This is a genomic window from Staphylococcus sp. GDY8P54P (genome assembly GCF_017892645.1).
Lineage (GTDB): Bacteria > Bacillota > Bacilli > Staphylococcales > Staphylococcaceae > Staphylococcus > Staphylococcus ureilyticus.
On the sequence record NZ_JAESLN010000044.1, the window covers coordinates 1 to 11,064 of the forward strand.

The 11,064-nt window shown below is 28.0% G+C and carries 11 protein-coding genes and 1 pseudogene; 8 read left to right on the forward strand and 4 right to left on the reverse strand.

Features of this window, described 5'->3' with window-relative positions:
• Positions 1-228: 228 nt before the first annotated feature.
• Together nms and KA883_RS12685 are read right to left on the reverse strand one after the other, a co-directional pair.
• Positions 229-1,422, reverse strand: coding sequence for a multidrug efflux MFS transporter Nms (nms, locus tag KA883_RS12680; RefSeq protein ID WP_042743114.1), 1,194 nt, complete (start codon positions 1,420-1,422; stop codon positions 229-231).
• A 316-nt stretch (positions 1,423-1,738) separates the two neighbouring features.
• Complete coding sequence (locus tag KA883_RS12685; protein WP_194375764.1) at positions 1,739-2,473, reverse strand: DUF536 domain-containing protein; 735 nt, start codon at positions 2,471-2,473, stop codon at positions 1,739-1,741.
• Positions 2,474-2,889: 416 nt separating this feature from the next.
• Here KA883_RS12685 and KA883_RS12690 point away from each other — a divergent pair, with 416 nt between their 5' ends.
• From KA883_RS12690 to KA883_RS12700, 3 genes and pseudogenes are all read left to right on the forward strand, one after another.
• Positions 2,890-3,861, forward strand: coding sequence for a replication initiator protein A (locus tag KA883_RS12690; RefSeq protein ID WP_194375763.1), 972 nt, complete (start codon positions 2,890-2,892; stop codon positions 3,859-3,861).
• 16 nt (positions 3,862-3,877) lie between these two features.
• A pseudogene (locus KA883_RS12695) lies at positions 3,878-4,170 on the forward strand (protein rep); the annotation flags it as partial.
• Between the two features lie 703 nt (positions 4,171-4,873).
• Positions 4,874-5,302 carry an Hsp20/alpha crystallin family protein gene (locus tag KA883_RS12700; protein ID WP_204171298.1) on the forward strand — a complete coding sequence of 143 codons (429 nt, stop codon included), beginning with the start codon at positions 4,874-4,876 and terminating at the stop codon, positions 5,300-5,302.
• Positions 5,303-5,354: 52 nt separating this feature from the next.
• Here KA883_RS12700 and KA883_RS12705 read toward each other — a convergent pair whose 3' ends face one another.
• Both KA883_RS12705 and KA883_RS12710 read right to left on the reverse strand, forming a co-directional pair.
• The gene (locus KA883_RS12705; protein WP_245337609.1) at positions 5,355-5,801 is read right to left on the reverse strand and encodes a GNAT family N-acetyltransferase; all 447 of its coding nucleotides are present in this window, start codon (positions 5,799-5,801) and stop codon (positions 5,355-5,357) included.
• A 230-nt stretch (positions 5,802-6,031) separates the two neighbouring features.
• Complete coding sequence (locus KA883_RS12710; protein ID WP_204172137.1) at positions 6,032-7,333, reverse strand: helix-turn-helix domain-containing protein; 1,302 nt, start codon at positions 7,331-7,333, stop codon at positions 6,032-6,034.
• 500 nt (positions 7,334-7,833) lie between these two features.
• Here KA883_RS12710 and KA883_RS12715 point away from each other — a divergent pair, with 500 nt between their 5' ends.
• The 5 genes from KA883_RS12715 (at position 7,834) to KA883_RS12735 (ending at position 11,015) form a co-directional block, all read left to right on the forward strand.
• Complete coding sequence (locus KA883_RS12715) at positions 7,834-8,085, forward strand: hypothetical protein (RefSeq protein ID WP_238929026.1); 252 nt, start codon at positions 7,834-7,836, stop codon at positions 8,083-8,085.
• Between the two features lie 527 nt (positions 8,086-8,612).
• Positions 8,613-8,801, forward strand: a complete 189-nt coding sequence (locus KA883_RS12720; protein ID WP_203217289.1) for a hypothetical protein — start codon at positions 8,613-8,615, stop codon at positions 8,799-8,801.
• Positions 8,802-9,563: 762 nt separating this feature from the next.
• Positions 9,564-9,665 (forward strand): type I toxin-antitoxin system Fst family toxin, encoded by a 102-nt coding sequence (locus KA883_RS12725; protein WP_002495781.1) that lies wholly within the window; start codon positions 9,564-9,566, stop codon positions 9,663-9,665.
• Positions 9,666-9,883: 218 nt separating this feature from the next.
• A complete protein-coding gene (locus KA883_RS12730) occupies positions 9,884-10,081 on the forward strand; it encodes a hypothetical protein (RefSeq protein ID WP_071561892.1) in 198 nt (65 codons plus the stop codon).
• Positions 10,082-10,139: 58 nt separating this feature from the next.
• Positions 10,140-11,015, forward strand: coding sequence for a hypothetical protein (locus tag KA883_RS12735; protein WP_210129206.1), 876 nt, complete (start codon positions 10,140-10,142; stop codon positions 11,013-11,015).
• Positions 11,016-11,064: the final 49 nt, after the last annotated feature.

Consider the following 11,064-nt stretch of genomic DNA (forward strand, 5'->3'; position numbering starts at 1 on the left):
TTTACTTTGCAACAGAACCAACTTTTTCTTAACCTTTAGCATAAGGAAGATTACAAGCAGCATAAGAATTTTGGAAGTTATGTACTTTAACTTTTTTATTGTTAATATCTAATGTTTTATTTGTTTTTTCACGACCTTAATTATTACTTTTCTATTTAATTTTCATAAAATTATGAAATTATAAAAAGTAAAATAGAATTAATAATAATATCGTAATATTTCATGAAACTAATCACTTGATTCTTTTTTGCTTAATAATAAAAGCGTCAAAGATAAGAAAGATAATAACATGATAATAATACTAAAAATAATACCTGCTGTTTGAATGCCAAATGCTCCCTCAAGTAAACCTACGCCAATAACAGGTATAGAAAGTGCTACATACGCAATAGTGAAAAAACTAGATGTAACTTCACCTTGTTTCTTTGTAGGTGCTTTACTATTAATTAAAGAAAGCCCTGCACGAAAACTGAATGCTTGTCCAATTCCAGAAGTAATTGCTCCTAAAATTAAGATTGCTAAAGAATAAAGTAATAAAGATAAACCAACGCAAGCAACTCCTAAAATAAGAGCTATGCTGCCAACAATTAAAATTTTATAATCATCTATACTCTTAAATAATAGTTGGCCCATGGCAGAAGCAAAAAATGCTAAAAAAACGACAATACCTATAATTGCTTTATGATGAATACCTAGTGTTTCTTCTAAAAAATTAGGAGAGATTGACGTGAATAAACCTAGCATGGAAAAACCAGCGAATACAGGTATAACAGCATAAGTGAAAGTATGTTTCATTTCTGATGGAACACTTAATCTCTGAACTTTTAATTTAAAAGGACGTTTATTTTGAATAGGTTCTGTCATAAACCAAACACCCATAAATGCCGGAATAAGTGTCACAAAATCTATAATAAATATTAAGCGCATGGGGAATGGTAAATATTGAACTAATGCGCCTGATAATAATGGTCCTAGTCCTAACCCCAACATATTAACTAGACTAGCAAGTGTTGAAGCTATACTTTTTTTGTTTTGAGGGACTAAATTAACTAAAGTTACAGTAGCAGTACTTGTAAATAATCCTGCTGATAAACCTGAAACTATACGCCCAGCAAACAGCATTAGCAAACTATCAGCGAATAGAAATATTAATGCGCTAAGTGCTGATAAAATGATACCAGGGAGTAATATATATCGCCTACCGATGCGATCAGATAATTGACCAAACACTAATAATCCACCTATGACACCTATAGCATATACTGCGTAAATCATTGTTATGAGTAACGGAGATAAATCGTAAGTTTCACTATATATTGGATATAATGGTGTTGGAATTGTCGTACCCATCATAATAATTAAAAAAGCGTAAGTAGCACCAATAAAACTCCATTTATTCTTTTGAAAAATAGTATTTTCCAATTATTTTCACTTCCTCAGATTTTTTAATTTCAATGACATACTGCCTATTAATTATCAAACAAAAAATGCATAAATCAAAATTAAAAAATACACTAGTTTATAATATTAAACTCCACTCTTTTCTAGATTATTACCATAAATATTAGTGTCTGCATTTTGATTTATAAAAAGGCCAAGTACAAAAAATTCTAAAACTACATCTAAGGTAACGAGAAACCCAAAGGTAGTCAAATTAATTTACATAATCGATGATTATCAGAAGTTCTAGCATAAAAAAGCACTACAAGTTCATGAGCTTGTAGCGCTTTTTATTGTGTTAATTACCAAACAACCGACTCCAGAAACCTTTTTTAGGTGGTTTTTCTTCCTTATCTTCGTATTCATTATCTATTTCTTCGAATTGTTTATCGTCTATTGTGGATGGTTCTTCATTGAGGTTTTCATTCTCTTTCTCTTCAGGTATATCTTTATACTGAACCTCTGTAGGCTGTTCCCATTCTTGTTGTTGATCAGTATCTTTAGACTCTCCAGTAAATGTTGCTTCTTGTACATTAACATTTTGTCTCTCATTAACAGACGTATCAAAAGAATAATTAAGTCGTCTTTCTTCCTCTAATTGATCTTCTAATTTTTTAATCTTTTTATTACTTTCTAATGCTAATACTTGTTGATTTTCAAGCAATTTCGACCTTTCTTGCAACTCTTTTCTGTAAAATTCAATTGTTGTTTCATGACGACTTTCTTGCTTTTCAATTTGATTATTCAAAGTATCAATCTGGTTTTTAAGAATCTCCACTATTTGAGCATCAGTTTTAGATTCAACGTCAATATTATCTGGGTCTTTTTTTTGTTTACTTTCAGCAACATTTTCAAATCCATATTTCTTCTTATTTTCATTTACTCTTTGAACTATTTTTTCTATGTCGCTATCTTCTTTAATAAACGAAGTGTTTTCCTGTTTTATTGTTTCTATATTCAATCTTTTAATATTATTAAAAATTGTTTGCTTACTAACTTCTAATTCTTCACTCAAAGCTTTCACGCTTCTCATATCATCAACCCTTTATAAAATGTTTATCAACCCTTTATAAAACAGTATAAACTCATAAAGCTTGATAATAAAGTAATTACAATATTAAAAACGGTTCCCGTCAATCGTTTCATCAAAGGTTCATAAAGGGTTGATGGTTTTTATCAAAGGTTTACAAACCCTTTATAAACCTTTGATAATCCTGCATTTTCCCTTTTATAAGGTTGTTCAAAGTGATATAATAACCTTAACATGACAAAACCCCAACTACTGGTAATAGTCGGGGTTTGGTGATAAAACGTTGCAGCACGTTTATAAATCTTTTGATATCTGTATTATATACAACTATATCATCAAAGTGCAAGCAGAAAATTTATGTGTTCTTGTAATGTTTTATTACCTCTATCCAAAACTTTAATAGGAAAGGGGTTTTTATTATGCCTAGAAAAAATATAAAAAATCAAGCCAATCAAAATTTCTATATGCTACATAAAGTTTTATTTATCAACGAAAAATATAAAAAGCTAAGTGATAGTGCTAAAGTTACCTATGCAATTCTTAATGATAGAGTTAGTTTATCTATTAAAAATAATTGGATAGATCAAAATGGAGATATATACTTTATTTTTACTAATGAAAATCTTCAAGAAGTGTTAGATAAAAGTAAAAATACAATAACTAAAATAAAAAAAGAGTTACAAGAGGTTGGTTTACTGGAACAAGTTAAAACCGGGTTTAATCGACCGAACAAACTATATCTTCATGAAATAGAAACGAATATAACTATTGAAAAAGAAATACAAAATAGTACTTCGAACGATGACGAATCGAGTAATATCAAGGACTCCCAAATAATGGGACTCCAGAATCCCAAACAATGGGACTCCAGAATCCCAAATGATGGGACTCCAGAATCCCAAAACTTAGACCCTAATGATACTGAATTTAGTAATACTGATTATATAGAGACTGAGAACAATGATACGAATGATTTGAATGATACACCTAACAATATTTCTGAAAACGCTCATTCGAATCATACAAATCATCAACAAACTGAATTTAATAATGATGCGCTTAAGTTCCAACTCCTTGAAGAATTACCAAAACAACTTCAAGATTATTTAAGTAAATTTGAAATTAGAGAAATTCGTATTATTAAAAGTGTTTTACTCAAAGGGAAAAAATCATTTAATAACGCCCATGATACATATTATCGTTTAGAAGACGTGGAGTTCGAACTTGTCAGTGTCTTAAAACGATTTAAAGCGATGTTGCTACAGAAAAATGAAACGGTTGAAGCTATGCAGGGTTATTTGATGCAATCGATTAAAGCTGAGCTTGAAGAAATACATGCACTGTATATGCGCCGTCAAAACATGACTAAGTACAATATCTTTAACGAATAATTCAAATGATCTTACAGCAATCAAAGCAACCTCAAAATATTCGGTTAAGTCATCTGTTTTTTTAATGATGATGATGAAAGAAATCAAGCAATCGTGAATGATTTGGAAAAAGGTTTAGACCGAAAACGTATGTTGAGTTGGGGTGGATTGCTAAAACAAAAACATAAAATTTTAAATTTAGATGATGCCGAAGACGGCAATTTAATTAATACAAGTGACGAAGATAAAACAACAGACGAAGAAGAAAAGGCGCATTCAATTACGGCAATTTGGCATTTTAAAAAACAAAATTATTACTTAAAAAATTAGGAGTTTTGTAATATGTTAAGTGCATTTATCTTTGGAATTGTACCTATGTTGGTTTTAATAGCTATTGTAAAAATTGGTCAAATTATAAAACAAAGGCAAAAACGTTAGCTTAAAAGCTAGCGTTTTTTTATGCTTTTTTGCCCCGGCGGGAACTATAGCGTTCAATCGGCATGGTTGACCAGTTTTACTATGCAAATTTTAATTTGCATGTAACTGGGCAGTGTCGTAAAAAATCGACACTGGTTTTGCTCAAATTTTTGCTTTTGGAAATAGCATATATTTATTTGGCTCATATTTGCGTTTTAAGAGCTTATATATGTTTTTAGGCATAAAACTATATGATTTACCCCTAAATCTTTAAAATACCCCCTTAAAATTCAAAATAAAGGTATTTAAATTTAAATCGTTCTTGTGATAGAGTTTACTTAAAAAGGAGCGTTTTCTATGTCTATTTTTACGTGGATTGGGATTTTTATTGCAGTTTTTATTAGTGGTATTGGAGTGTTTTTATCTTACTATTTTGGAGAAAAGAAAAATAAATAGACCACGCATTTATGCCGAGAAAATTCATTGACCAACTTTGACCTTTATGTTATATATNNAATTCGAATTCAACAGTAATTAGGAAGAGTATTTAAATGATTTGGATTATGTCAAAAATATTAATCAAAAAATAGGTTAAATATTATAAGGAGTGATCGTTATGAGTTATGGTTTAAAACCATTTGGAAGAGATTATTTTGATATGACACCTAGTGAATTGTTTAGAGATTTTGGAAGACAATTTTTTAGTAATTTTCCTAATGAACAAGGTATAAAAACTGATATTAGTGAAAAAGACGATAGATATGAATTAAAAGCAGAGCTTCCAGGATTTTCAAAAGACCAAATAGATATTTCTTATGAAAATGGGACGCTAATAATTTCTGCTGAAAATAATCAGGTAAATGAAGAAAAAGATGATGAAGGTAAAGTCATTCAAAAAGAAAGATCTTATAGTAACGTGAAGAGAATGTATTCACTTAATAATATAGATGAAGATAATATTGAGGCTAAATTTGAAGATGGTATTTTATCTGTAGATTTACCGAAAACTGAGAATAATCAAAGAAAAGTAATAGATATCAAGTGATAGTTAAAAAGAGATGTGAATCTAATTTCACATCTCTTTTTTTAATTTTTAGTCATAATTCTACAGTTGGAGTTCCAACATGCTTCCTTCTTCTGATTTCATGAAGCCGTTTTTTTTTATAAAAATTTTCTGCTAGTTCTCCGCCCGTGATTAGAAAAATTTTATATATTTCATCAAGTTTGAGTGAATCAGAGACAGAATTTATTAATTTTTTACCTACGCCATTCTTTTGAAATTTAGGTATAACATGAAACTCATCTATACAAAATTGGTTCATGCCATTGAAATAATAATCTATTCTGCCGATACACATTGCGATTACTTTATTATTTTCTTCGATTACATATCTTTTAGAATTAAATCCGCTCATTGTGGCTTCAATTCTAAGTAATGCTTCTTTTTCAGTCCATTTATTATACCATGGAGCTCCCTCATAAGCTGAAACTAAATTTTTAGCACAAGCAGTATAATCTTCATTTTGAATTTTTCTAAATTTCATATAGATCCTCCTTTTTGATTGTATTTTGATTATATATTTTTTTGGTATTACTGTTTTTTTATTATGGTTTTAGAAACGAGTTTCTTCTTGTCTTGATACTATAGAACAACACCAAATTTTATACGTAAATAAAGTACTATAAAATTTGGTGTATATAGGTATGTGTATGAATGTAGTTATGTTTATGTTGATACGTATACACATCATTATAGTGATAAGTGTGTTGATAGTTATTTGAATTGTTCTTCTATGATTTCTTGAAGCTCTTTATTACTTGTATTATCAAACTTTGAAATTCTGTTTAGTGCTAAAGTGCCTAATAGATTAACTGGATTACTTGGATAAAGCTTATTACCTAATGCAGATTCTATTTCCGTTTTAATAAACATATAAAAGAGATCTCTACCAATTTTTCCGTTCAACTTTTGAGACAGTAAAATTTTAAGTTTATTAAAAAAGTGCCATTGAAAAATAAAATGCTTAAATTCCATGAAAAGCATTGTCTCATCACTGCCTCTATTTAAGTCTTTTTTCATTTGTCGTATAAATGATTCATAACAATAGCTAGGAATGAGTAATTGAGTTTCTTGTGACGTTAGATAATATTGTTGATTAAATGATTCAATTTCACCAGTGTTAGTTAACTTTGCTAGATGTTCACCTATATTTTTAGCGTCAATATTATCTTGAATGTCACTAGTATAATTTGAAATCTCATTGATTGGAAAATCTAAATAGTTACATAGTGTCTGAATATCTTTAAAGTATAACTTTTTAGGATTTTTATATAAATTTTTCAATGTTGATAAAGGGATTAATGTATTAGAACTTAAGTTATTTAAGCTAATATTATGACACCTAAAGTATTCAATTAACTTTTCAATATTATGGGATGTGAATAGTCCTTGATCATATTTATGGGTATTGACTTCTAATAATAAGCCAATGGCATGCTCTATTCTTTCAACGCCATTTTTCAATGCATCATTCGATATAGGATCACGATGATCGGTAACAGATAATATACCTGCTGAATCATGTTTAATGATTAAACCACTATTATTTTTGTATAAATAATTTGGATAATGGAACTTAAAAGTATTTAAAGCTATTTCACATGTTGAGTAATCAATAACATTTTTTTCAAAGTAATCGTAATAAACTCTTTGGATAAAATCATACTTGGGGAATGAAATCCAATCCTGTTTATTAACTAAATTAAAATGAGATATAAGCTGAGAAAATTGATGAACTCGTGTTCTATTTTCATCAGGCAAAGGACAATATTTCGTAGTTTCATTTTGGAAGTAGTCAGTGAAATCCTGATTATATTCTGGCCATTTTTTATATAGTAAATCTTGAATTGTTAAATTAAAAAAGCAACACATTTCATCAACAACATCAAATTTTAAATAAGTCTCATCACTTTCAATGATACCTATTATTCTCTCTGTATAATATTTCGTTTTAAAATATTTATTAAGTGATTTTGCCAATTTCTTTCGAGATAGTTCTTCGTTAAGACGTTCCATTTTTAGTTTATAACTTAGTTTTATTTTGAACACTCCTTTTGTTATAGATACATCTTAAATATAATATAAAAATTAGTGTTTTAAATGTTTGATTCGGTATGTTTTTCATACCATGTAAGTAAAAAAACTATATGGATTTTATGAGCGTTTTAGAAAAAACGTGAAAATCGGTAAATATTTGGTAAGAGCATAAGGAGAATATGCTATCATTTGAAATGATAGGTCTGGCTAAGCCAGACATTCCAAGGGTTTAAATGGTTTGTGTTATGATATCAAAAAAATAGAAATGTCTCACTTTCGTGACACAACATATTGTGTTTGTCTCACCTTTGTGACACGATATATAGAAAATGTCACAAAGGTGAGACACCCTTTTTTGAAGGCATAATACTTTAATATCATTCTGGATTTAGTTTAAATTTCAAAATAACCTTAGTAAGTATATGTACGTAAAACATAAAAAAATAAGTAAAAAATTTAAAAAAAAGGAGTTCAAAATAATGAAGAAAGATTTACTAATTAGAGATGTAGATAGTGAGTTGTTAGATCGATTAAGTAGATTGGCTAAAGATAAAAATATATCAAGAAACAAATTAATTTTAGAGACTTTAGAGTTATTAGATCCACTTGAAAGTTATCAAAAATTATATGCAGAACAGTCACATCAGCAAGCACAAAATACAAAAGTTTTAAAAGAAGTTGCGAATAAACAAGATAAAATTTTAGCATTGCTTGAGTCAGTAGAATATTAATATTTATGGTATTTTTGTTTGAAAAACAGAGGAATATATTCTATAAAAACTTTTAAAATTTTATAGAGTATTTAGTACTATGATAAGTCTAATTAAAAAAAGGTAGGATATATAATGAACTTTTTTTCTTTTGTATATGAGATGTTAAAATTATTGTATTCACATTTTTCTTTCCCTATAGTTATATTGATATTTATATTACTTTTTAAAAAAGACATCCATAATTTGTTTCAAAATATCAAATCATTTTCAATAGGAGATTACTCTATTGAAGTAGATGTATCGGAAAAAATTAAAGCAACTTATGATTCAATTTCTAGTATTTCAGTTGAAAAATATGGGGCCGAAATTTTAGATGAACCCACTAATTTAGAGGATCTGGTGGACCCCAAAAGGATACAATTGATGAGTTTAAAATCATACATCTTAAAAGTTATACAATTAACTATTATTTAGAAAATGGTTGGTTAGATACTGTAACTAAATTATATTGGGCTTATAGTCGCAGGATAGAATGGGATGAAAAAATGATTGAGAATAAGGAGCGTCCTTTATCGGAAAAGCGTGATTTATATACTGAAAAAGAAATGGGTAAAGAGATAAAAAGATTATATGATTTAGTTATTCAAAATCCTGATATTAAATGGTCTTATGAAGATGTTATGACATTTAGGAAATTGATAATGATTGCAGTTAAACCAATGTTTTTTTCTTAAGAAGACAGGAAAAAGTAAAATGTATTGAATCTATCTATTAAAATTATTTTGAGTAACAAAAAAACTACTATGAAGCATTTATTAGCTTGATAGTAGGATCAGAGAAAGGAATAGTCTATATGAAATACTTCACTTAGGCTTTATAAACACTCAGCAAAGTATTTTAGTTCTCAAAGTAAGATTTAGCACCTCATTACTTCATTTATAGTATATCGAAACAATAAAATTTAATAAAATAATCGAAGATTTATGTGTTATAGTGATAAGCTTTTGCATGTAATGAAATACAGTGTTGAAAGCATTATTTATTAATATATGTGTAAAATATATTTGTGTAAAGTACATTTGTGTATATTACACAAATGTACTTCATTGCTCTGATAAAAATGATTGGGCATTAGTTAAATAAGTAAACTTGTATATTTATTTAATTGTTTATTTCAACAGGCTTTTTAGGTATATATTGCATACAGTATGCAAATAATTAGAAAAGTGATGTGTAAGTTATACAAATGTAATTAACACATGTGTAACTTACATTTGTGTATAAAATATATAAGAAATACAGATTATTAAAGCGATAATGGTAACTTAATATTTGTGAGGATTAACTTCCTAATATTTTTTGTTATATGTTCTGTTATAAGTGGTTTTCATAATTCAACTTATCGGAAGTATATATGCTTACATGTTTACAGATGATATAATTATAGAGTCGCCTATCTCTCAGGCGTCAAGTTGACGTAGAGAGGAGGTGTAATTATGCTTGATAACTTTGTTCACATCACGACCACGGCAGCGAGTGGTTGTATCGTAGCGTTATTTGCGCATTGGCTACGCAATCGCAACGATAAGAAAAAATAGGCGACCTTTAGCCAACCACCTAAAAAATCCCCTCACTACTTCCGATAGTGAGGGGATTGGTGTATTATGCTTAATAACTTTGTTAAGTGCATTATAACATCATAATTGGTAGGAATGCAAAGTGATTAAATTAGCAGAAGAGTATACTATATTAAAAAAATCCAAAATTGGAGGTAGGTAAGCTGTGAGTACATATGAAGAAGAAAGAATAACAATAGGTGTTAAATTATAGTGACCAGCAATATGCGATTATAAAAAGTGTATTAGGTGAAAATGCTTATAATAGGCTCATTGAAGATATAGAAGGAGTAGTCAAAGATAAAACAAATAGCATTTCTATAAAAATTCCGGATGGCGGCGATTTCTTATTTATAAATACTGATTCTATAGCTTTTATAAATATTGATAAACAATAATTTAAAATAAAAAAGTTAACGATAACGGTCATTATGTAAATTAAGAAGGGAAATTAAAATGAAGAATAATTTTAGTAAACATATCATACTAGATAAATTAAATTTTAATAGAATGCATAAAAATATAGAAGATATAAATTCTATATTTAGCAAGAAAATATCCGAAGCAATAAAAGATATAAATTCTAAATACAGTAAGAAAATATCTGAATCAATAGAAGTTTTAGCTAAAAGTATACCTAACTTAGATGAATTTAAAGATGCTTTAGATAGTTTTATTGATAATACAACTACAGTAAATTCAATTTTTATTAACTATGATTATCCGCCAATAGATTATGTAGATATAAATGAAGTTGTTAATTATGTTGAAATGAATTCAAATCATCAGGAGGTAACTAAAGAAAATATTAATTTGATAATGACAAGGTATTTTGATGAAATTCATTTTAATCATTTAAAAAGCCAAGTAACCACTTACAAACTACCTCAAGAAGATATTACTATATTAAAAGAGATTTTAGATGGATATAAGCATGAATATTATTATCTTATAATACCTGCATTATTAGCAAGATTAGAAGGTATGATATTCAATTCAGTGAATTATAAAGGAAGAACTAATTATCGACTCTTTAATATTGTAATTGAGGAAACGATAAACAAGTACAAATCTAAGCATGATTATTATGTTGATGCTGATTACGTCAAAATCAAAGAATATTATAAATTTAAATTAAAACGAAATTTTGAATTTGGTGAAAAAAGGATGAATGAAATTAATAGACATTCTATTATGCATGGTTATGATAATCAGTATGGAACAAAACAAAATGCAGTAATATTATTGCTACATTTCGAGTATCTTTATCATTGTTTAGCAGAATTAAATGAAAATGATAAACAAGATATTCGTAATAAAATGTTGAAATAGTAAACTAATTCAATATTTTACATGATTAGGGTACACTCTAATCATATAA